Raw genomic sequence first — 21,185 nt, 5'->3', positions numbered from 1 at the left:
TTATCATTATGACTTGTTTTTTTTCTACGGGATTTAGGATTTATCGTTACAAATTTTATTATGGAAAGCGAATTTAACAAAAACATAAGCCATATGGAAGAAAAATTTGTTCTATCTTAGAATCGTTTTATAAAAGAATATAGAGATGAATAAACGAAGTGTTTTTTATATTTTATTGGTCATCGTATTACTTATTGTAGTTTTTAAAACATGGCATATGAAAGAGGTAAAGGGAAATGATCCTGTACTCCGGGAAAAGGGAGTACTGGAGACTATATTGGAACGAAAAAGTGTGAGGAAGTATTTGGATAAACCTGTGGAGGAAGAAAAGATAATGACTCTTTTAAAAGCCGGAATGGCCGCTCCTTCCGGAAAAGATGTTCGTCCGTGGGAATTCATTGTCGTGACGGACCGGGCGAAACTGGACTCGATGGCAGTTGGATTACCTTATGCGAAAATGTTGTCTCATGCTCCGATGGCGATTGTGGTTTGCGGGGATTCGGTAGCTTCCTCTTACTGGTATTTGGATTGTTCGGCCGCAACTCAAAACATTCTATTGGCAGCGGAAGCGTTGGGGTTGGGAGCTGTTTGGACTGCGGCCTATCCTTATGAAGAACGAATCGACGTTGTTCGTCGTAATACGGATATACCCCGAAATATCATTCCTTTATGTGTTATTCCGGTTGGATATCCCGACGGACCTCAAAAGGTGAAAGATAAATTTGACGAGAAAAAGATTCACCGGAATAAATATTAAAAAAATCCCCAAAGTCTTTAAGATTTTGGGGATTCTTTTTAAAGTGTATTTAGAATTCGATGTAATCGGGCTAATGTCTCTTCTTTTCCGAGGATTTCGATAATGTCAAACATATGCGGGCCGTCGGACGATCCGATAATAGCTAAGCGGAATGGATTCATGACTTTCCCGAATCCTATCTCTTTTGTCGTGATCCAAGCTTTAACGGCCTCTTCTGTCTCTGAAGAGGTAAAGTGTTCTACTTTTTCCAAGACATCAATAAGTTCCCGTATGAGGGCAGGCGTCTCTTCTTTCCAACTTTTTTTCACCCCTTTTTCGTCATATGTCTCCGGAGCTTTGTAGAAATATCCGGATGACTGGTATATGTCGGATATGAAATCGGCTCTCTCTTTTAATAGACGACAAATCTTTTCCAGCTTTTCCATATTGTACGTAATCCCGTTACTTACAAGTATTTCATTCAATTGGATGGCCAAATCTTTATCGCTTTTCTGTACCAGGTATTTGTGGTTAAACCATTTGGCTTTGTCAGGATTGAAACGAGCTCCCGATTTATTAACCCGCTCCAGCGAGAATTGTTCACAAAGTTCCTGTAAGGAGAAAATTTCCTGCTCCGTTCCCGGATTCCATCCCAGTAAAGCCAGCATATTGATAAAGGCCTCCGGCAGATAACCGTCCTCTTTATAACCATGCCATTTTTCACCTGTCTCCGGATCGGTAAATTCCATGGGAAACACGGGGAAACCCATTTTATTACCGTCTCTTTTGCTCAATTTTCCGTTACCGACAGGTTTCAAAATTAAGGGGAGGTGGGCAAATTCCGGCATAGTCTCTTCCCAACCGAAAGCCCGGTATAAGAGTACGTGAAGAGGTAGAGAGGGTAACCACTCTTCTCCCCGGATCACGTGAGATATTTTCATTAAATGATCGTCGACGATATTGGCCAAGTGATAAGTCGGCATACCGTCGGACTTAAACAAAACTTTATCGTCCAGAAGCGAGGTGTTGAAATGTACGTCTCCCCGGATGATATCGTGTAAATACAGATCTTCGTTTTCAGGCATTTTAAAACGAATCACGTAATGGATGTCGTTTTCCAACAATCTCTTAACCTCGTCGTCTTGCATGTTCAGCGAGTTCTTGAGATTTTTTCGACTGGCGGCATTATACATGAACGTTTCTCCTTTGGCCTCACTTGCGGCTCGTAGTTCGTTTAGTTCTTCCGCGCTATCGAAAGAGTAATAAGCATTGCCGGATTCTACTAATTGTAAGGCGTATTGTTTATACAGGGATTTGCGTTCGCTTTGACGATAGGGACCGAATTCTCCGCCAACGCCGACACCTTCGTCTACGGTCAATCCGCACCATTTTAATGATTCTATAATATATTCTTCAGCTCCGGGTACATACCGATTTTGATCCGTATCTTCTATTCTTAAAAGGAAATCACCGCCGTGATGGCGAGCAAATAAATAATTGAATAGGGCCGTCCTGACACCTCCTAAATGGAGTGCACCCGTGGGGCTGGGAGCAAATCTTACTCTAACTTTTCTGTCCATTTTTCAGTTTATTTATTATAGTTGATTGTTATCGTCTTCTTCTTTTTCTTTTGGTTCTTTCTCCCGATCCAATAAATTTCGGAAGAGCTCTTTCGCGTATTGAATGGCAAAACGTTCGGCGTCGGCCTTTGCGTGAAAGCCACTTCCGATTTGTTCCGCGTAACTAAAGGGTGAATCGGGATTCTCTGTTAAGAGAAACAAGGTAAAATTCGAATGATGATCCCGGCTTTTACTGGTTAATCCAAACCAAAATTCCATGCTTTTTTCTCCGACATAGATTCGACGTCTGAATTTGTACATTACAGGTTACGTTTATTAGGGTTTTTAAAGCTTATGATCGATACGGCAATAGCGATGGATGCCATTGCGGCGATGTTAACGTAAACGGCGGTACGATCTCCTCCGTGAAACAGAGAGAGGACACTTGAGATCATAATTAGAAATGCTGCAAGTATCAATAGATATCGAGATATACGCATAGGATCGGGGTTATTGTTTATTTTCTGTTGTGGCGTTTTTAACCGGATTGGCATAAATTTCCAGAAAAATGTTATTTAAAACAGAGCGATTTCCGTTAAGACGTTCCATCTTTTCCGTCATCACTTGAATAAATTTTTCCTTTTCTTCAGTAGAATATTTCGAGGAAAAACGTGTTGTCCCGTGGAGAAGATCGTAAGCGATATAGTTATTCGGCCATAATTTGAATCCGGAATGGATTTTAGAGTCGATGTAAGTTGCCAATTCCGCTATCCGATCTCCATTATTCGATTGAGCATCGAGTTCATCGAGTTCATGCTGAATAGGAGGACAGACCGTAAAATGTACTCTTCCTTTATAGCCCGAAAGTCCCTGTTGCATACTTCGCATATCTGCTGCCGGGGTCTTCACGTAATCACCGATACTTTTTTGATAAAGTTCATCGGTTTTCAGATCGTCACAAGGTTCCCATTCATAAGAGATCGCAATCGGAACAATACGTAGTTCTTTGAAGTTGTCGACGAACTCTTTGGGACCACTCATCTTAAACATTTTGAGTAAACTATGTTGTGTCCGGTCGTCTCCGTTCTTTGTTCTTCCCTCTTTCTGGGCGATCCACACGGAGTATTCATTTTCATGAATAATATCCCGGATGTAATGAGAACGTAAGGAAGCACTTGAAATCATATCCCTGACCGGTAATCCCCGTTCAATAATAAAGCAGGCATTCAACTTTACCAGGTCCGTGACCCATTTATTTATTAACAGGTTGCTCCCGATCGCTGCTTCACAGTAATGGTCTCCCCGTTTCCTTAATAGCACATTAAGGATAGCGGAATCGAGGATAATGTCCCTGTGATTGGTCACAAATAGATAGGATTTATCTTTTTCTATATGTTCCAGACCTACAGCTGTAACACCGTCTGTTGTGCCGGCGATGAGCCTTTCCATTACCGGCCCGAAGAACCGGGCTTGGAATTCGTCTCTGGTCGTAATGCCTTCAAGTTGTTTTGCGATAAGATTTTTATCGACTTTGGTCATATGAGAAAAAAGTTGCAAAAATTCTTCTGCTTGGCTGAGACGTTCAACGGCTTCCGGAATCTCTGATCCTATATATGGCCTGATGCTATCAAATTGGGGATCTGAAGTCATGTCTTGATCTTAAATTTAGAAATCTTTGGACAAAGATAGATAAAATGTTTGATAAACGAGTATTTGGTTTGCGATATTAAACGAAATGGACATTCGTTTTACCGGATTTCTAAAGGAGAAAATAAAAAATAATCCTGAAAGACCGGAGTCATCCAGGATTAATATCGTATAGAAAAATGTTATTTTACTCTTCCGGGGTATACCTCTAACGCTTTGGCCAAGGTTTCCATCGCTCCTTTCAGTTCGGAAATCTTTAAAACATAAGCGATCCTTACCTCGTCTTTACCTAATCCGGGAGTGGAATAGAAGCCGCTGGCAGGAGCGACCATTACGGTTTGCTTGTTGTATTCAAAATCTTCCAGCAACCATTGAGCAAATTTATCCGCGTCGTCTACGGGAAGTTTTACTACCGCGTAAAAAGCTCCTTTCGGTTTGGGACAAACGACTCCCGGCATTTTATTTAAAGCCTCTACCATGAAGTCTCGTCTTTCGATATACTCGTTGTAAACATCTTTAAAATATTCTTCCGGGGTATCCAAAGAAGCTTCCGCCAGGATCTGACCGATAGCGGGGGCACACAAACGAGCCATTCCGAATTTTAGTGCGGCAGCCAGAACTTCTTTGTTCCGGGTAATCAGAGCTCCTACGCGTAAACCACATTCGCTGTATCTTTTGGAAACAGAGTCCAATAATATGACATTTTGCTCTATTCCTTTCAATTGCATCGTGGAGAAATGTTTGTGTCCGTCGTAACAAAACTCCCTGTATACTTCATCGGAATAAAGATAGAGGTCGTATTTTTTCACGATGGAAGCCAGTTGCTCCAGCTCTTCCTGTGAATATAAGTAACCCGTGGGGTTATTCGGATTCACGATAACGATACCTTTGGTACGGGGAGTGATTAGCTTTTCAAACTCGCTAACGGGAGGTAAGGCAAAATTGGTTTCGATACTGGATGTGATCGCTTTTACTTTTACACCGCACATCAGCGCAAAAGCCGTGTAATTGGCATAGAATGGTTCCGGAATAATAATCTCATCTCCGGGATTTAAGGTAGACATAAAAGCAATGGTGATCGCTTCCGAACCTCCTGTTGTAATCATGATATTGGTTTCGTCGATCTGGATACCAATATTTTGATAATATTTAGCTAATTTTTTCCGGTAAGAGAGATTTCCGGCGGAATTCGTATAAGCAATGACCTTTTCCGTGCAATGTTTTAGTGCGTCTAACGCAACATCCGGGGTTTGAATATCCGGTTGTCCGATATTCAGGTGGTATACTTTTATTCCTCTTTCTTTAGCTTTATCCGCAAAGGGAACTAATTTCCGTATGGGCGAAGACGGCATCGCCATTCCTTTTTCTGATATTTGTGGCATAGATTCGTATTTTAAGATGTTAAGTTTTGTGCACAAATATAACGCTTAATAATTAGAATTATCCAAAAGATGGAGATTTTAAATTGATGATTTTAGGTTGTGCGATTCGGATATTTTGGCATTCTGATTTGCAATTGTCGAGGAATAGCACATTGTACCCGTCCCCGGGTGCTATAATTTTTAATTATGATGGGAGGGTAGGTTTGGTAAAGGTTATTCTGCCAATTTTTTTAATTTATCGATATTCAGTAATTTAATTTTTCGTCCTTTGGATTCAAGGAGTCCTTCGTTTTTCAGATCCGAAAGCAGCCGGATAAGGGTTTCTGTTGCCGTGCCTACAAAATTGCTTAAATCTTCCCGGGTAACGCTTAGTTTTAATGTTCCGTCGTCCTCCATGCCGAAATCTCCGGCAATTAATAGCAAGATTTCTGACAGTCTTGATTTCACGGATTTTTGAGCGATATCTTTGATGTAGCGATTTGCGTCACCTAATTCTTTACAGGCTATTTGCATCATCTCGTAGGCAAAGTTAGGGCTATTGGTGATCATATGTACCAAGGACGCATCCGGTATATAACATAAGATACAGTCCGATAGTGTCTCTACGGAAGTACAAGCTGACTCTTTACGGATAACGGACCGGAACCCGAAGATGTCTCCTTCTTTCCCGAACCGAATGATCTGATCCTTTCCTTCGTTACCGGTCTGGAAAATCTTTACGATTCCGGAATACAGGAAATAACAACCCTTTATTCGAGAGCCTTCGTTGTAGATAAATTCACCCTTTTTATAGTGTTTGATTACGTTATCTGCAAGTAACTTTTCAATTTCCTGATCGGCCACATTCTTAAATGTCTTCTTGAATTTGGCAATACATTCGATGTTGTCCGGTAATAAGATTTCTGCTTTCATGGCCTGGTTGAATAAACGCTATATCGAACAAATATAATTATAAATTGTTTCCGCGTCAAATCCGCACTCGTGATATAATTGCTGTTGACTACCGTGTTCTATAAAATGATCGGGGATACCTAATCGAATTACTTTGGCCGAATACCCGTGGTCGGCCATAAATTCGAGAATAGCACTGCCTAAACCGCCGATGGTTGTTCCGTCTTCCAACGTGATGATTTTGGAAAATTTTTTGAAAACCGAATGCAGTAGCTCCGTATCTAAGGGTTTAAGAAAGCGCATATCGTATAATGCAACCGACCGGGAGGGATTTTTTTCTATTGCCTTTATAGCTTCTCGCCCGATGGCACCGATAGACAGTATGGCTATGTCGTCTCCTTCGATGAGGCATCTTCCTTTTCCTATTTCGAGCTCTTTGAACGGAGTCTTCCAATGAAGCATGGAACCGTTACCGCGCGGATAACGGATCGAAAAAGGACCTTTATCCGGAAGTTGAGCCGTGTACATCATATTGCGCAACTCTTCCTCGTCGAACGGGGCGGCAATCGTCATATTCGGGATGCAACGGAAGTAAGCCAAGTCATAGGCCCCGTGGTGCGTGGCTCCGTCTGCTCCGACCAGCCCTCCCCTGTCAAGACAAAAAATAACGTGTAACTTTTGTAACGCCACGTCATGAATAACCTGATCGTACGCTCTCTGCATGAAAGAGGAGTAAATATTACAAAAGGGGATATATCCCTGTGTGGCAAGTCCGGCAGAAAAAGTTACGGCATGTTGCTCGGCAATACCGACATCAAAACAACGGTCCGGCATCTCTTTCATCATAATGTTGAGAGAACAACCCGTAGGCATGGCCGGTGTAATGCCCACGATTTTTTCATTGTTCCGGGCCAGTTCTAAAATAGTATGTCCGAATACATCCTGAAATTTGGGGGGTGTATCGGGTTTGTTTTCTTTGATCAGTTCACCTGTTTCCTTGTTGAATTTTCCGGGGGCGTGCCAGGTTGTTTGATCCAATTCGGCTTGCTTGAACCCTTTGCCTTTAACGGTAATGCAATGTAATAATTTGGGTCCCTGAATCTCTTTCAGATCCCGGAGTACTTTAATCAGGTGATTTACATCGTGACCGTCTACCGGCCCGAAGTACCTGAATCCTAAAGCTTCAAACAGATTACTTTGTTTAAGTAAGAGCGATTTTACGCTATTGTCAACTTTTTGGATAAAATTACGCGCTCCCGGACTGATTTTATTCAATCGCCCTAAAATTCGCCAAACGTCTTCTTTTAGCTTATTGTAAGCTTTAGATGTGGAGATATCCAATAAATATTCATTCATACCACCGACATTCGGATCGATGGCCATATTATTGTCGTTTAAAATAACCAAAAGGTTGGCATTGTTTATTCCCGCGTTATTCAATGCTTCAAAAGCCATTCCTCCGGTCATGGCCCCGTCTCCGATTACGGCCACGGAAAGTCTGTCTTTTTCCCCGTTTAATTTGGCTGCTACAGCCATACCTAATGCGGCGGAAATAGAGGTCGAAGAGTGCCCGGTCCCGAAAGAATCGTATTCGCTTTCACTTCGTTTCGGGAATCCGCTAATTCCTTTATATTGACGGTTCGTGTCGAAATTTTCTCTCCGCCCGGTTAATATTTTATGAGGATAAGCCTGATGTCCGACGTCCCATATCAGGTTGTCGTAGGGGGTGTCGAAAACATAATGTAAAGCTACCGTAAGCTCAACAACCCCCAGACCTGCACCGAAATGGCCGGGGTGTTCGGAACATTCGTCGATAATTTTCTGACGGAGTTCCTGGCAAAGTTGAATTAAATCGTCTTCTGGGACTTTCTTTAAGTCGGCAGGCGAGTTGATAGTTTCTAATATATTTTTATTCACGATCAAATAGTCTCTAAAGCAGGAAAAGAATGCTCTCTTTTCCGTTTAAACTCTTAATTTAATAAACGATAGTTCCGATGTTTTCACCTGTCATGACCTTCTTCAGATTACCGGGGACATCCATATTGAAAACGATGATAGGGAGATGATTCTCTTTACACATGGTCGTTGCCGTTAAATCCATTACCTTCAATCCCCGGGTGTAAATTTCATCGTACGTGATTTTGTCGAATTTTACGGCAGTCGGATCCTTCTCCGGGTCTGCGGTATAGATGCCGTCTACCCGCGTTCCTTTTAACATGGCATCGGCTTCGATTTCAATAGCCCGGAGACTGCTTGCCGTATCTGTGGTGAAATAAGGATTACCCGTGCCGCCGCTGATAATCGTGACGTAACCTTCTTGCAGATATTCCACGGCTTTTGCTTTTGAATAATATTCTCCGATTGGTTCCATACGTATAGCCGTAAGCACCTTATTTTTACAACCTTCGTTTTCTAAGGCGGAGCTCAAGGCAAGACTGTTGATAACGGTGGCCAACATGCCCATGCTGTCGCCTTTTACCCGATCGAACCCCTTGTTTGTACCGCTTAAACCCCGAAAAATATTTCCTCCTCCGATGACAATCCCAATCTGAATGCCTAAACTTGCTATTTCATGAATTTGGCGAGCATAGCTTTCTAAACAAGCGGTATCTATGCCGTATTTTTGTTCTCCCATTAAAGATTCTCCGCTGAGTTTTAATAAAATTCGGTTATATTGCATATCTTTGTCCGTTTAGTTTTGAAAACAAAATAATCTGAATATAGTAATATTACGATATTGAATGACCGTAAAACAAACAACAAAGCTAAACAATTTTGTCGTAACTATAATTTAATTCGAGCATTTAAATTTTTGAGCTTATGAATAAAACCGCAAACTATCAGTTAACCATTATCGTTCCGGTATATAATGAGGAGGGAAATATTTTGCGATTGGAAGAAGAGTTGGGTGATTTTTTGAAAACGGCGAAAGTTTCTTCTTGTGTTTTATTTGTTAATGACGGCTCGAAAGATGATAGTGAGCGGCTGATTCGTGAAGTATGTTCCAGGAATGCGAATTTCTTTTTTATGAACTTGGCTCGTAACGGAGGGTTAAGTGCGGCTATGAAAGCGGGAATCGATCACTCTTTTTCACCGTGGGTCGGTTATATTGATGCTGATTTACAAACGACACCTGCCGATTTCAACCGTTTATTGGAATATGCGGATGAGTACGAGATGGTAATGGGAATTCGGACCGGAAGAAAGGATAGTCTGGTAAAAAACATGTCTTCGAAAATTGCCAATGGCTTTCGCCGGATGATGACTCATGACGGAGTGGAGGATACCGGATGTCCTTTGAAGATTTTACGTGCGGATTACGCGAAAAGGATTCCTTTTTTCACAGGGATGCACCGCTTCCTTCCGGCTTTGATTCAACTTCAAAACGGGAAAGTAAAACAGGTTCCCGTGAAACATTTTCCTCGAATTGCGGGTAAATCTAAATATAATTTGGCAAATCGCCTGGTAGGACCTTTTAAGGATTGTTTTGCTTACCGTTGGATGAAAAAGCGTTACATCAATTACCAAATGGCGGAAAATAATTTGTAATCAAAAGGTAAATTAAAGGTTTAATTTAAAGCGTAACGGCATGGTGTATGTCATCGGTTTTTTGGCCCAACTGTTTTTTTCAGCCCGCATATTACTGCAATGGATTTTATCGGAAAGGGCGAAACGGGTTATTTCTCCGACTATTTTCTGGCAGCTTAGTTTAGTAGGCTCCTATCTTTTGTTTATTTACGGATGGATTAGAAATGATTTTGCCATTATACTCGGGCAGTTTGTTGCTTATTACATCTATATCTGGAACCTGGATAAAAAGGATCAATGGAAAAAATGGCCTGGGATCGTCCGAATGCTTTTATTGGTAACGCCCGTTGTGGCCGTTCTTTATCTATTAAAGGATGCACAGGCGTTTGTAGAACAGTTTTTCAGAAATGATTCTATTCCGTTATGGTTGTTGATATTTGGATCGTTAGGACAAATTATTTTTACCTTACGGTTTGTTTACCAATGGTTTTATTCCAGACACAAAGACGAGTCTTTGCTTCCTTTGGGATTTTGGGTAATCAGCCTGGTAGGGTCGCTCATCATTGTCGCTTATGCTATTTATCGACGTGATCCCGTGTTAATTCTGGGGCAATCAACAGGTTTTATCGCTTATAGCCGAAATATTTACCTCTCTTTTTCTTGTAAAGAGAATTGATTTCTCAGTTCGGTTTTTCGATGATGTAAAATTTTCCGATGGCTGTATAGCGCGTACGAGATAACCATTCTCTTAATTCCGGAGATTTTTGAACATCCCATATCTTAATGAAGATGAGATTTTTTCCTTTATCGTAAACGCGGAACATCTCCTCTTTTTCTTTTATTTTAAAAAGGGGACGGTGAAGGTAAACATCCATGTTTTCTCCGCTTCGGAAGCGGTAAAAATAAAGGTCTTCAATCGAGCCTTTGTTAATGATTTCTAAGGCTTTTTGGGTTAAAGCAGAAAAACCGAGAGTCGGGTTCAGCTTCGGAAAAGCAAAAGAGCTGACAAAAATAGAGATCAATAATCCTAAGGCTGCCGCTTGAATTGCCCGAAGAATGTTATGTCGACGTAAATAAACAAAGGCAAACAGGGCACTAACGGATAAAATTCCGATACCCAGGCGAATACAAAAAGGCCTGATAAATTCGATTTGATCGGTTAGGAAAAAGGAGACCGGAAGAGCAAGAATAAATAAGATAATGGGAATATACAGGGTGAAACGGATCCATTTCTCTTTTATTTTGGGAAAAAGCAGTATGGAAAGATAGGCGACAAAAGGATATATCGGCAGTAAGTAGATGTCTAATTTAGAGCTGAATAACGATAATATAATGAATGTTGTGGCGATAACGGAAAAGAAAAATTTTTCTTTGTCGGTTGTGATGAGTCTTTTCCAAATACCCGTGACAAGAATCAGGATATAGAAGAGAGACCAGGGGGCTAAGGCATACCATATGGTTATACCGTAGTACCAAAGGGGTTCTTTATGTTGGAAAGAATCTACGGCCCGGTTTATGGTTTGGTGAAACAGCAGGTCGTATAGATATTCATATCCCCCTTCCCGGAATACACATCCGAACCATACAAGGCACAATGTTGCTAATACGGTAAATTCTTTCCATCCTAAAAATTTTCCGAATTGGCGAATCTCCTTTTTTAGTATTAAAAAAACGACGATGGAGCATACGGGAACGATAATGCCTATAGGGCCTTTTGAAAAAAGAGCCATAAATATGCAGAAGGGTAACCAGAAATGATTGGGTTTCCGCTCCTGATCCGTGTATCGCTTGTAAAAAATATAGAGAGATAACGTGATAAACATACACATCATCATGTCCATTCTTAACACGAGGGCAGATCCTAGGAAAAGTCCGCTGGTAAATAATAGTAATGCTACGCTCCAACGGGATGATAAGGAACACTCCCGAGTCCAGCGATCCATTATGCCTATGGTTACAAGAGCTGGAATAACCGAAAACAGGGAGAGAAGGAACATGGAATGTTTGCCCCACAAGATTTTGCAAAGCATGATAATCCAGAAATACAAGGGAGGTTTATCCGCGTAAATCGTTCCGTGATTATAGAAGGTAAGCCAATCTCCGTTTCGAATGGCTTCATCCGCGATGCTTAAGTATTTTAATTCATTATTCGGTGTAAAGTCTCGTAATAATAAGGCCGGTAAAACCAATATGAACAGAAGAAAATACCGTTCGATCTTCATATTTTCCTTTTTTTGTCAGATTTAAAAACGAAGTACAAATTTATATACTAAAACATTCCTTTTTTGTTACATGGATTAATTTTTTTGCAAAAAAATATTTGCGTTCATTTCTTCCCTCATTCTATCGCTTCTCTATTTAATTTATTTTAAATTTGCGCTCTGGCTCAAACAAATAATTATTTGGTGTTATGCAAAAAAGAAATTTGATTCATATATTATTTATTCTTGTTGTTTGCTGGTTTGCTTTTTTTGTGAACAATGATGCGATATTCGTCGATATAATGGAATCGCGCAACCTCGTAACGGCTCATGAGATGGAAACCTACGATAATTGGTTAGTGCCTACCATGAACGGAGAACTTCGTCTGGAAAAGCCTCCTTTACCTACTTGGATAGCAGCAGGTATTAATATGATAAGCCCGGATAATATTGCGTTACAACGGGGGGCTGCCGGACTCATGGCAACGATAATGGTCTTTTTCCTTTATTTTTTTGCTTCTGCATTGACTCAAAATAAATTATTCGGATTACTGTCGGCCTTGGTACTTGCGACGTCATTTAATGTGATCATGCAGGGAAGGGTTGCGACGTGGGATATCTACTGTCATAGTTTTATGTTAGGAGCCATATTCTTTTTTTACCGCGGAATGGCGGCGATACGGACGAGGTGGTGGGATTTTTGTGTGGCCGGGATATTACTGGGATTATCTTTTTTAGGCAAAGGGCCGGTTTCGTTTTATGCGCTTCTTTTACCTTTCCTGATATCCTATTTCTTTATTTATCGTCCGAAATTCGGACATAAATTATGGCCTGTATTACTGATGGTTCTGATTTGTATTCTGATCAGCTTCTGGTGGCCGCTCTATTTATATGTTTTCCATAAAGATATGGCTTTATTCGTGATGGCTAAAGAGTCCACGGCCTGGATAGAACGGAATGTTCGTCCCTGGTATTATTATTGGAAATTCTTTACGGAGTCCGGTATTTGGTCCTTGTTTTTATTGACAGGACTATGTTGGCCTTGGTTAAAGCGTAAGATTATCTTAAAGAAAGAGTATAAGCTGGCTATTGTTTGGACGCTGCTCTCTTTGGTTTTGCTTTCTTGTTTTCCGGAAAAGAAAACGCGCTACTTATTACCGTTGCTTATACCTTCCGCTATGGTGGTTGCACATTATGTGATGTATATTTTTATGGCCGTCAAGGGAAAGAGTTTGACGAAGAGCGACAAGATCGTGTTCCGGATAAATGCTTTCCTGCCTGCGGTCATTGCATTGGGGATGCCCGTTGCATTGTATGTATTGTTTTTTCAAACCCGGCAAATCGGTTGGGTTTACTATATCGTGGTCTCTTTTTTCTTTTTGTTAGTCTCTTATTCTATTTTTGTGGGAGGAATAAGGTTAAAGCCTTTGAAAGTTTTTACGGGAATGGTCATTTTGTTGATTCTTGTGGAGACCTTGTTGATGAATTCGGTGGCGACGATGTTTAATAATGAGGAGATAAAAAGTATACGTGCAGTCAGGGAGATCGAAAGTATTAATAAGTTACCTTTTTATTATCCTCAGGATGAAGAATTGCGAATGGAGTTGGTATACGAAGCCGGTCGCCGGATTTTACCGTGGGATGCCGGGAAGGATACGACTCTTCTGGATTCGCTTCCTATCGTACTTGTTTCCGGCCGTCCTGCCGAAGATGTATTGCCCGGATCCGTACGGGAACGGGTGAACCTTCGATTGGTAGACGTATATGACAATAACGCCAGAAAGAAAAACACGAAATGGCATTCTCCGAAATTTGTACGTTACGTTACGGTTATTGAAAAGAGATAAGCCTACTTGTTGAATAGGAACCGAAAGTCTTCGTGTGGTTGAACCAGATAGGTTTTAAGCCCGAAAGATTTTCCGGCTTCTATATTTTGGGGGGAATCATCCAGGTAGAGGGTGGTTTCGGGATGAATCCCGGAGCGACGGATTACCTCCTTAAAGATAGCGGGATCCGGTTTGGTCATTTTTAGTTCGTAAGAAAGAAATAAGTTGTCGAAATAATATTTCCAGCTTAACCCTTCGTCCTTAAAGTAGGTATCCCGGACATAATTCATCATGATCGGATTCGTGTTGCTTAACAATAATATTTGATACTGTTCCTTTAATTGTCTCAACATCTCCATTTTGTATTCCGGTATGCCAGCCAGCATCTCCCGGTAAGCATGGTCTATACTTTCGTCTGTTACCGATCTGCCGATAAGTTCTCGGACTCCTTCATGAAATTCATCGATGCCGATTTGCCCTTGTTCTAACTGTTTAAAGACACCTTCCTTGGGAACATAAATATCTAAATATTCATCTATATTTTTAAAGCCTATAGCTTGAAATGCCCGTATACAAGCATTTTTATCCAAGTCCATCAATACCCCTCCCAGGTCGAAAATTATCGTTGCAATCTCTTTTATCATTTTCTTTCATTATAATGTGAATGAAAGTTATACGGATTACGATTCCTTTCAGATACAAAGAGAGGATGTTTTTCTCTTGGAATGATTTATCTTTCGTTTAACAGTAAATAAGAAAGTTCTTTGATATCCTGTACGATATAGTTAGCTCCGGCCAGACTCAGTTCTTGCCGGTCTCCGTATCCGTATAGAACTCCCACGGAGTCAAGTCCCGTTTTTTTTGCTCCTTCTATATCGTGTTTTCGGTCTCCCACCATAACGGCTTTATTTTTGTCGTTTATCTTATTTCTTTCCAGAACAAGGTGGATGACCTGATCTTTTTGAGAGATGGAGCCGTCGAGACTACTTCCTCCGATAAATGTAAAATAGGGGGTAAGATGAAAGTAATCCAGTATTTGCCGGGCATAGATTTCCGGCTTGGAAGTGGCTAACATCACTTTCTTTTTTGCTTTGTTTAACTCCTTCAGTAAAGATTCTATGCTCGGATATACGCTATTTTCATATATCCCGATTTTTTCAAATCGTTTTCTGTAAGCCTCAATAGCCTTCATGGCCATCTTTTCGCTGAAGTGATAGTATTCCATGAAGGATTCTTTCAGGGGTGGGCCTACAAATTTTTGTAGGGTGTTGATATCCGTTACCTGAATATCGAAACAGGATAAAGCATATTGTACGGATCTGGTGATGCCTGGCATGGAATCCGTGACGGTTCCGTCTAAATCTAATAATATGTAAGTGTAATTTTTCTGTGACACGGCGTTTTTCATGAAAAAAACAGGCCTATGCAGCCTGTTTTTATATGGATTAATCTGACCTGAGATTAAGCGTTCAGTGTGAAACGTAAAAATCCGGTTGCAGTTAAATCTTTGTCGATACTCTTCAAGTATTCTCTCACGGACATTTTTCCGTCCTGTTCGTAAACTTGATTTAATAGAGTTGATTCCTGGAAGAATTTGTTCAGACGTCCTTGTGCGATTTTATCCAACATAGCTTCTGGTTTTCCTTCTTCCCGAGCTTTCTCGCGACCGATTTCCACTTCGTGATCGATCACGCTCTGAGGAATATCTTCTTTATCCAATGCGACAGGGGCCATTGCCGCTACCTGCATGGCGATGTTTCTCATCGCTTGCATGTCGGCCTCTTTGTTGAAGCCTACTACCGTAGCCAATTTGTTTCCCGGGTGAATATATACGACGGAAGCTTCGGCTTCTAATTTTCCGTAATAGCTCAGCTCTAACTTTTCTCCGATAACACCTGTTTGCTCGGCAATCTGTTCTGCAATCGTTCTTCCGTCTAATGGGATGTTTAACAGGGCTTCCAGATTTTCCGGCATATTAGCAAGAGCTGCTTCCAGAATACGGGTTGTAAAAGCGATGAAACCTTCATTCTTAGCCACAAAGTCCGTTTCACAATTTAGTGAAACAATCACGGCTTTTTTTCCGTTGGTTTTAGCTAATACACATCCTTCTTTAGCATCTCTGTCAGCACGTTTGCTGGCAATAACCAGACCTTTTTTACGGATGATGTCTACTGCTTTGTCAAAATCACCTTCAGCTTCCTGAAGAGCGTGTTTACAGTCCATCATTCCGGCGTTTGTTGCTTTACGCAACTTCATTACGTCTGCTGCTTTTATTTCCATTTGTCTCCTTTTTTTAATTTGTAAATGAACATTTACAGAGGCAGACTTACGATATTAATCGTAAGTCTGTAAGATCGTAAATTAATTTTCTTCTTCAGAAGCTGATTCTTCTACCTCTACTTCCTCCTGATCTTCTACTTTCTCTGCTTTTTCTACCACCGCTTTTTTATCTCCGCCTTCTTTTTCCCGCTCTACTTTTCTTTCGGTTAATCCTTCTTTAATGGCAGAAGCAACTTTGTCAATGATCAATGAGATAGAAGTCGAAGCATCGTCATTACAAGGTATTACGAAGTCGATTCCGTCCGGATTTGAATTCGTGTCAACCATCGCAAATACCGGAATTCCGAGAGTATTTGCCTCTTTAACGGCGATGTATTCTTTCATAACATCAACAACAAAAAGGGCTGCCGGAAGACGGGTAAGATCAGCGATACTACCCAGGTTCTTCTCTAATTTAGCTCTTTGACGAGAGATCTGGAGTTTTTCCCGTTTTGAAAGATGATCGAAAGTTCCGTCTTTTTCCATTTTGTCAATGGTCGTCATTTTTTTCACGGCTTTCCGGATTGTCGGGAAGTTGGTTAACATTCCACCCGGCCATCTTTCCGTTACATACGGCATGTTGATATTAGAAATTTTTTCAGCAACAATGTCCTTAGCCTGTTTTTTTGTTGCTACAAACAGAATTTTTCTACCTGATTTAGCGATTTGTCTTAAAGCGGCACTTGCTTTATCCAACATAATAGCTGTTTTGTTCAGGTCGATGATGTGGATATCATTACGCTCCATAAAAATATACGGAGCCATTTTGGGATTCCATTTACGGGTAAGGTGTCCGAAGTGACAACCTGCATTTAATAATTCGTCGAAATTTGTATTTGACATTTTTGTTTTTTTATAAAGTTTACATTCTTAAATTGAATCAATTGCCGGGTAGTTCGCGTTAGAAGTCCCGCCAATTTAGATACTAAACCTCCATTAACGTTTAGAGAACTGGAATCTCTTACGAGCACCCGGACGACCTGGTTTCTTACGCTCCACTTCGCGCGGATCTCTGGTCATGAATCCTGCTGCTCTTAATTTTGATTTGTCTTCTGCATTGATTTTCACCAATGCTCTGGCAATTCCTAAACGTAATGCTTCTGCCTGACCGTTAAAGCCACCTCCATCAAGATTTACTTTGATATCATATTGTCCGGTTACTCCTAACAATTCAAGCGGTTGTTTTACGATATATTGAAGGGTCGGCAAGGTAAAATACTCTTCCAAATTTCTTTTGTTGATCGTAATATTGCCTTTTCCTTCGCTGAGATAAACACGTGCTACCGCTGTTTTTCTTCTACCGATTGCGTTAATTACTTCCATACCTTGTTATTTAAGTGAGTTTAAATCAATTACTTTCGGCTGTTGAGCCTCTTGCTTGTGTTCCGTACCGGCGTACAAGTAAAGGTTTTTCATAACAGCTCTGCCAAGGCGACTTTTCGGAAGCATTCCTTTAACGGCGTGCTCGATGATTCTTTCCGGGTGTTTTGCCAGCAACTGTTGCGGCGTTGAAATTCGTTGTCCACCGGGGTACTGGGTGTGTCTGATGTACTGTTTGTCGGTCATTTTTTTACCGGTTAACTGTACTTTTTCTACGTTGATAATGATTACGTTGTCTCCGCAATCCACGTGAGGTGTGTAGCTGGGTTTATACTTGCCTCTTAAAAGTTTCGCAACTTTTGAAGCAAGACGTCCCAAAACCTCATTTTCCGCGTCAATTAAAACCCACTCTTTTTTTGCGGTGGCTTTATTGACGGAAACTGTTTTGTAACTAATCTGATCCACTTCTTTTTTAATTAAAATTATACTTCTGTTTGTCTTTTCTTTGTGGTTTATTGTAGCATCTCCTTTCGGTGAAAACAAACGAGGTTAGTCGGGCGACTGTTGAACGTTTTCATCCTCGGATCTGTGATGCAAGGTAAATGGCTAAGGTTCACTCCTGCATTCTTTTTGAATAGACCACTCCAAAATGAGGGGCAAAATTACATAAAATTTCCGGTATTCAAAAAGTTTGCGGTAAAAAGTTTGAATATGAAGTGTTTGTTTATTTGAGGACGACACTTTGAGTGTCTTCCGTGTAACAGGTGAAGATCCCCAGAGCACCCTTGATATTTCCCTCTAAGGGAACCGGAGTAGTGATACTTCCCTGATTCGCACTATTGGCTTCATTTAAGGATATCTGATAGTTGTAACAATCTTTCGTGATGCGCATCAAACTGATAAAGGCTACATCCGCATCCGCGATTTGTGAACAGACGATACGACGTTTTATGGTGGAAGCCGATTTGTAATGACTGAGATTCAGGTAGGAAACCTCTTTTCTGAATATCGAATCGTTGGCAGAAAGTTGAAGCGTATAGATATAGTAATTTTGTGTCGGGTCTTCCGAAGTAAAAAAACGGATGCTGGCAACGTTATCTTTAATTTGATATGAATTTATTTTGATCGGTTCCGGGACGGCTGTTTGAGCTGTTATCTGATTTTTTTCGGGTGTTATTATTTTTAAATAAAGGGTGTCGTTACCGGGCGCCAGTCTTTTTTCACTCCCGTAATTGTAAATGAAATCAGAGCCCGGGAGAGTGAATATAACGTGTTCCATTTTGATCAGCTCGTTTGCCTGTATGGAGACATCGAATTCTATCGAAAAATCCGGAGCCAGATTGCCCGATATGGGTAAAACGGGAATAGCACTTAAAGAGAAGGCTTCTTCCGGTTTACAATAACACTCGATAAAGTAGCCGGAAACACTTCCCATATTTTTTATGGGGAGGTCTTCTTCCGGGATACAAGCGTAAACGGAGAATAAAATTCCTAACAGTATACTTTTTTTCATCATGTTACCATCTTAAACGTAGCGAAATATACGGAATAAACGGCAACATTACCTTGGATTTGGGTACAAATTTTGTCCCCGTCTGTCCCGTACGTTCCGGTCTGAAATAAATAAATGAGGGATTGGACTGATTGTATATATTATAGGCACCTAATGTCAGTTTGAAAAAGAGACTCCGGAAATTGAACTTGTAATTAATATCCGCGTCTAATCGATGATTGTTCGGGAGTTTATAATTATAACGATCTGTATAGACCGGGATAAGAACAGGATGATCCAGAATATCCGTAATATTATGTGCGATAACCGCTCCGACGGGGAAAGTGGTGTAAACACCAGAGGAGAAAGACCAGAGCGCATTCAATGTGATGCGCGGCGAGAGGTTGTAGGAGAAGTTGATAATGATATTGTGTTTAACATCGTAAGGAGGGTAAAAAGATCTGCCGTTATTGATCTCCTTAAATTGCCTTTTGGATTCCGATAAGGTGTAGTTGGCGTGAGCATAAAAGGCTCTGTTACTCAAGGTGAAATCTATTTCGAATCCTTTCGCGTGCCCTTTCCCTTCGATCTGATTGTCCGTTAATGCCGTGTATTCCGTTTTTATATCGGAAGCGAAATCTTTTACGTGGCGCATGTCTTTATAAAAGACTCCGGCGTAGATGGAGAAAATTTGACTAATGGCCTGATTTATTCCGATGGAATATTGATGGCAGATCGCCGGTTTCGAGTCTTTTTCCAGCGGATACCAGATGTCGATGGGGGTCTTCACCGTAAAATAGGGGTAAAGACTCAAATATTGAGCGGTCTTGGCATAATCCATCCAAAGGGTAAAACCTCCTTGGGTATAGCTGATTTTGAAACGGGGAGAGATTGTATGTTGACGGGTCGCCCCTTGGTAAAATTGATAATTAACCCCTCCGTTCATGCTAAAGTAAGAGTTTATCTGGTAGTTTATATCTGTATATAACTCATATAGATTAAATGATTTATCCGAACTTTTAATTAATACGTTGTGGTAATCATCCATTTTGTTTGCCGTTTCAAAGCGGGAATACTCGAATTTACTTCCGGCATTGAATTGTACCCGTTCTGAAAAGGAACGGGAATAGGAGAGCTTCGAAAGAAAGGAGTAATGTTGATTACCTCCTCCCATCGGGATGCTGCCGGTTGCATCCCCTTTGCTGTAAGCTGTATTCATTCCGACCTGCAAACTCCAAAGTCGGTCGGAGGATGGGGCATAAGTTGTGTTTACGATACCGGATAAAGTATGCCAATTGAATTTGTATTGGATATGGTCGCTTAGCTTCATTTTTAAATTATCAATGGTGAACAATCCGAATGCATTCATTCGCCATTTGTCGGAAATCCTGGAATCCAGACTGACGGTTGCATCGCTGAAACCATATTCCGGCATATAGTTGGGCTCTTGTTGGTCTTTAATGGTTTGATTATATACGTTAGCAATGTGCTCAAGATAGGATGTCCTGAGAGATACGGCGAAAGAGGTCTTGTTTTTTATAATCGGTCCCTGAGCCTTTATAGATGAAGAGACTAATCCTAACGTGATTTCTCCTTCGTAATTTTGTTTGTTTCCTTGTTCCGGCCTCATGTTGATATAAGACGAGAGGAAGCTGTTGTATCGGGCCGGAAACCCGCTTTTATACAGGGTCGAGTTGTTGATGATGTAAGGGTCGAAAGTGGAAAGGATGCCGGTCAGGTGATCCGGATTGGCAATAGGCATATCATTAATTAGAAATCCGTTTTCGTTGCTGTTGCCTCCCCGGACGTATATCCCTGAATTTAAGGCGTTGGTAGTAATGATACCCGGTAAGGTTGCCAGGTATTTCAGGATGTCTTGTTCTCCGAGGATGGCCGGGATTCGTTCTATGTTGTTCGATGAGGCGAAAATTTTACCGCTGGCCGGAAAGCCGGTCACGATGACCTCTTTTAAATTGTTGTGTTTATTTCGTAAGACAATCACGAAGGAAGTACGGTTGTTTAGAAGTTTATAGGTCTCTTTTTGGTAATTCACATGCGATAATTCGAGGGTACATGGCAGTTCGCATTCCAGTCGGAAATGTCCGGTTGAGTCTGTCGTCGTTCCTGTTTTTCCTTCCACGTAATAGATATTTACCCCACGGACGGCTTCTCCCGAATTGGACACCACTCTTCCCAGAATTATGGTTTGTGCCTGAAGATAGATAGGGCTTAATAAAAATAAGAAGGTGATAAACTTGAACATGATTATAATTTTAACTTACAC

The 21,185-nt window shown here is 41.0% G+C and carries 21 protein-coding genes; 4 read left to right on the top strand and 17 right to left on the bottom strand.

Translation table 11 applies throughout. The features are described from left to right. Window positions 1–217 precede the first annotated feature (217 nt). Window positions 218–757 carry a nitroreductase family protein gene (locus QZR76_RS02425; protein ID WP_294140212.1) on the top strand — a complete coding sequence of 180 codons (540 nt, stop codon included), beginning with the start codon at window positions 218–220 and terminating at the stop codon, window positions 755–757. Between the two features lie 38 nt (window positions 758–795). Here QZR76_RS02425 and gltX read toward each other — a convergent pair whose 3' ends face one another. The 8 genes from gltX to pyrH all read right to left on the bottom strand — a co-directional run bounded on the left by gltX (window position 796) and on the right by pyrH (window position 8,895). Beyond that, window positions 796–2,316: a glutamate--tRNA ligase gene (gene gltX / locus QZR76_RS02420; RefSeq protein ID WP_294140047.1), complete on the bottom strand. Its 1,521-nt coding sequence runs from the start codon at window positions 2,314–2,316 to the stop codon at window positions 796–798. A 15-nt stretch (window positions 2,317–2,331) separates the two neighbouring features. Beyond that, on the bottom strand, window positions 2,332–2,616 hold the full coding sequence (locus QZR76_RS02415) for a hypothetical protein (RefSeq protein ID WP_294140045.1): 285 nt from the start codon (window positions 2,614–2,616) through the stop codon (window positions 2,332–2,334). Next, on the bottom strand, window positions 2,616–2,795 hold the full coding sequence (locus tag QZR76_RS02410; protein ID WP_294140043.1) for a hypothetical protein: 180 nt from the start codon (window positions 2,793–2,795) through the stop codon (window positions 2,616–2,618). Before QZR76_RS02410 ends, QZR76_RS02415 begins: the two co-directional genes overlap by 1 nt. A 10-nt stretch (window positions 2,796–2,805) precedes the next feature. Beyond that, window positions 2,806–3,945 carry a 1-acyl-sn-glycerol-3-phosphate acyltransferase gene (locus tag QZR76_RS02405; protein WP_294140041.1) on the bottom strand — a complete coding sequence of 380 codons (1,140 nt, stop codon included), beginning with the start codon at window positions 3,943–3,945 and terminating at the stop codon, window positions 2,806–2,808. A gap of 179 nt (window positions 3,946–4,124) precedes the next feature. Then, window positions 4,125–5,324, bottom strand: a complete 1,200-nt coding sequence (locus QZR76_RS02400; RefSeq protein ID WP_294140037.1) for a pyridoxal phosphate-dependent aminotransferase — start codon at window positions 5,322–5,324, stop codon at window positions 4,125–4,127. Between the two features lie 213 nt (window positions 5,325–5,537). Further along, window positions 5,538–6,236 carry a Crp/Fnr family transcriptional regulator gene (locus QZR76_RS02395; RefSeq protein ID WP_294140035.1) on the bottom strand — a complete coding sequence of 233 codons (699 nt, stop codon included), beginning with the start codon at window positions 6,234–6,236 and terminating at the stop codon, window positions 5,538–5,540. 18 nt (window positions 6,237–6,254) lie between these two features. Then, complete coding sequence (dxs, locus tag QZR76_RS02390) at window positions 6,255–8,138, bottom strand: 1-deoxy-D-xylulose-5-phosphate synthase (protein ID WP_294140033.1); 1,884 nt, start codon at window positions 8,136–8,138, stop codon at window positions 6,255–6,257. 52 nt (window positions 8,139–8,190) lie between these two features. Further along, window positions 8,191–8,895: a UMP kinase gene (pyrH, locus tag QZR76_RS02385; protein ID WP_294140032.1), complete on the bottom strand. Its 705-nt coding sequence runs from the start codon at window positions 8,893–8,895 to the stop codon at window positions 8,191–8,193. Between the two features lie 140 nt (window positions 8,896–9,035). On the opposite strand from pyrH, the gene QZR76_RS02380 reads away from it, so the two are divergent. Continuing rightward, on the top strand, window positions 9,036–9,764 hold the full coding sequence (locus tag QZR76_RS02380; protein ID WP_294140030.1) for a glycosyltransferase family 2 protein: 729 nt from the start codon (window positions 9,036–9,038) through the stop codon (window positions 9,762–9,764). Between the two features lie 40 nt (window positions 9,765–9,804). Continuing rightward, a complete protein-coding gene (locus QZR76_RS02375; RefSeq protein ID WP_294140028.1) occupies window positions 9,805–10,419 on the top strand; it encodes a lipid-A-disaccharide synthase N-terminal domain-containing protein in 615 nt (204 codons plus the stop codon). 4 nt (window positions 10,420–10,423) lie between these two features. On the opposite strand, the gene QZR76_RS02370 is transcribed toward QZR76_RS02375, so the two are convergent. Next, the gene (locus QZR76_RS02370; protein WP_294140027.1) at window positions 10,424–11,965 is read right to left on the bottom strand and encodes a glycosyltransferase family 39 protein; all 1,542 of its coding nucleotides are present in this window, start codon (window positions 11,963–11,965) and stop codon (window positions 10,424–10,426) included. Between the two features lie 188 nt (window positions 11,966–12,153). On the opposite strand from QZR76_RS02370, the gene QZR76_RS02365 reads away from it, so the two are divergent. Continuing rightward, entirely contained in the window at window positions 12,154–13,791 is a 1,638-nt protein-coding gene (locus tag QZR76_RS02365; protein WP_294140026.1) for a glycosyltransferase family 39 protein, read from the top strand. A gap of 2 nt (window positions 13,792–13,793) precedes the next feature. Here the strand turns inward: QZR76_RS02365 and QZR76_RS02360 are convergent, their stop codons facing one another. The 8 genes from QZR76_RS02360 to QZR76_RS02325 form a co-directional block, all read right to left on the bottom strand. Then, on the bottom strand, window positions 13,794–14,414 hold the full coding sequence (locus QZR76_RS02360; protein ID WP_294140025.1) for an HAD family phosphatase: 621 nt from the start codon (window positions 14,412–14,414) through the stop codon (window positions 13,794–13,796). A gap of 86 nt (window positions 14,415–14,500) precedes the next feature. Then, entirely contained in the window at window positions 14,501–15,178 is a 678-nt protein-coding gene (locus QZR76_RS02355; protein WP_294140023.1) for an HAD family hydrolase, read from the bottom strand. Between the two features lie 53 nt (window positions 15,179–15,231). Next, window positions 15,232–16,050 carry a translation elongation factor Ts gene (gene tsf, locus QZR76_RS02350; RefSeq protein WP_294140021.1) on the bottom strand — a complete coding sequence of 273 codons (819 nt, stop codon included), beginning with the start codon at window positions 16,048–16,050 and terminating at the stop codon, window positions 15,232–15,234. Window positions 16,051–16,131: 81 nt separating this feature from the next. Continuing rightward, complete coding sequence (gene rpsB, locus QZR76_RS02345; protein ID WP_294140019.1) at window positions 16,132–16,932, bottom strand: 30S ribosomal protein S2; 801 nt, start codon at window positions 16,930–16,932, stop codon at window positions 16,132–16,134. A 93-nt stretch (window positions 16,933–17,025) separates the two neighbouring features. Further along, the gene (gene rpsI / locus QZR76_RS02340) at window positions 17,026–17,412 is read right to left on the bottom strand and encodes a 30S ribosomal protein S9 (protein WP_294140017.1); all 387 of its coding nucleotides are present in this window, start codon (window positions 17,410–17,412) and stop codon (window positions 17,026–17,028) included. Window positions 17,413–17,418: 6 nt separating this feature from the next. Beyond that, window positions 17,419–17,874, bottom strand: coding sequence for a 50S ribosomal protein L13 (rplM, locus tag QZR76_RS02335; RefSeq protein ID WP_294140014.1), 456 nt, complete (start codon window positions 17,872–17,874; stop codon window positions 17,419–17,421). Between the two features lie 259 nt (window positions 17,875–18,133). After that, the gene (locus QZR76_RS02330; protein ID WP_294140012.1) at window positions 18,134–18,925 is read right to left on the bottom strand and encodes a DUF4249 family protein; all 792 of its coding nucleotides are present in this window, start codon (window positions 18,923–18,925) and stop codon (window positions 18,134–18,136) included. 1 nt (window position 18,926) lies between these two features. Next, entirely contained in the window at window positions 18,927–21,164 is a 2,238-nt protein-coding gene (locus QZR76_RS02325) for a TonB-dependent receptor (RefSeq protein WP_294140010.1), read from the bottom strand. Between the last annotated feature and the right edge of the window lie 21 nt (window positions 21,165–21,185).

This window comes from uncultured Sanguibacteroides sp. (assembly GCF_900543425.1).
Lineage (GTDB): Bacteria > Bacteroidota > Bacteroidia > Bacteroidales > Marinifilaceae > Gabonibacter.
This window is presented reverse-complemented; position numbering and strand designations above follow the sequence as displayed.

Bases quoted from the DNA above. Each gene is read 5' to 3' on its own strand.
- QZR76_RS02425 (WP_294140212.1), top strand. From the start codon at position 218: ATGAAAGAGGTAAAGGGAAATGATCCTGTACTCCGGGAAAAGGGAGTA.
- gltX (WP_294140047.1), bottom strand. From the start codon at position 2,316: ATGGACAGAAAAGTTAGAGTAAGATTTGCTCCCAGCCCCACGGGTGCA.
- QZR76_RS02415 (WP_294140045.1), bottom strand. From the start codon at position 2,616: ATGTACAAATTCAGACGTCGAATCTATGTCGGAGAAAAAAGCATGGAA.
- QZR76_RS02410 (WP_294140043.1), bottom strand. From the start codon at position 2,795: ATGCGTATATCTCGATATCTATTGATACTTGCAGCATTTCTAATTATG.
- QZR76_RS02405 (WP_294140041.1), bottom strand. From the start codon at position 3,945: ATGACTTCAGATCCCCAATTTGATAGCATCAGGCCATATATAGGATCA.
- QZR76_RS02400 (WP_294140037.1), bottom strand. From the start codon at position 5,324: ATGCCACAAATATCAGAAAAAGGAATGGCGATGCCGTCTTCGCCCATA.
- QZR76_RS02395 (WP_294140035.1), bottom strand. From the start codon at position 6,236: ATGAAAGCAGAAATCTTATTACCGGACAACATCGAATGTATTGCCAAA.
- pyrH (WP_294140032.1), bottom strand. From the start codon at position 8,895: ATGCAATATAACCGAATTTTATTAAAACTCAGCGGAGAATCTTTAATG.
- QZR76_RS02380 (WP_294140030.1), top strand. From the start codon at position 9,036: ATGAATAAAACCGCAAACTATCAGTTAACCATTATCGTTCCGGTATAT.
- QZR76_RS02375 (WP_294140028.1), top strand. From the start codon at position 9,805: ATGGTGTATGTCATCGGTTTTTTGGCCCAACTGTTTTTTTCAGCCCGC.
- QZR76_RS02370 (WP_294140027.1), bottom strand. From the start codon at position 11,965: ATGAAGATCGAACGGTATTTTCTTCTGTTCATATTGGTTTTACCGGCC.
- QZR76_RS02365 (WP_294140026.1), top strand. From the start codon at position 12,154: ATGCAAAAAAGAAATTTGATTCATATATTATTTATTCTTGTTGTTTGC.
- QZR76_RS02360 (WP_294140025.1), bottom strand. From the start codon at position 14,414: ATGATAAAAGAGATTGCAACGATAATTTTCGACCTGGGAGGGGTATTG.
- QZR76_RS02355 (WP_294140023.1), bottom strand. From the start codon at position 15,178: ATGAAAAACGCCGTGTCACAGAAAAATTACACTTACATATTATTAGAT.
- tsf (WP_294140021.1), bottom strand. From the start codon at position 16,050: ATGGAAATAAAAGCAGCAGACGTAATGAAGTTGCGTAAAGCAACAAAC.
- rpsB (WP_294140019.1), bottom strand. From the start codon at position 16,932: ATGTCAAATACAAATTTCGACGAATTATTAAATGCAGGTTGTCACTTC.
- rpsI (WP_294140017.1), bottom strand. From the start codon at position 17,412: ATGGAAGTAATTAACGCAATCGGTAGAAGAAAAACAGCGGTAGCACGT.
- QZR76_RS02330 (WP_294140012.1), bottom strand. From the start codon at position 18,925: ATGATGAAAAAAAGTATACTGTTAGGAATTTTATTCTCCGTTTACGCT.
- QZR76_RS02325 (WP_294140010.1), bottom strand. From the start codon at position 21,164: ATGTTCAAGTTTATCACCTTCTTATTTTTATTAAGCCCTATCTATCTT.